The organism is Paenibacillus sp. OSY-SE (genome assembly GCF_000283315.1).
Lineage (GTDB): Bacteria > Bacillota > Bacilli > Paenibacillales > Paenibacillaceae > Paenibacillus_B > Paenibacillus_B profundus.
In genome coordinates this window covers 1-204 of the sequence record NZ_ALKF01000056.1, presented here as the reverse complement: position 1 = coordinate 204, position 204 = coordinate 1, and the positions used below count along the sequence as shown (strand labels likewise).

Sequence of the window (204 nt, the reverse complement as noted above, 5' to 3'; positions counted from 1 at the left end):
ATTTCCAAGCGATCTTGAGTTTTGACCCCAACAACCTAACAACCATGGGTATTCAGGCTTCCATAGATGCAAATAGTATCACAACTCGCCAATCGCAACGAGATGAGCACCTGAAGAGCGACGACTTCCTTCATGCAGACAAGTATCCAACCATTACGTTTGAAAGCACCAGCTGCGTCCTTGCTGGCGAAAGGCAATATGAAC

General features: G+C 46.6%; 1 protein-coding gene. It reads left to right on the top strand.

The annotated features are described in order from the left end of the window. Positions 1-204: YceI family protein (locus tag A372_RS0100345; RefSeq protein ID WP_019418907.1), on the top strand; the 204-nt coding region annotated here is incomplete at both ends.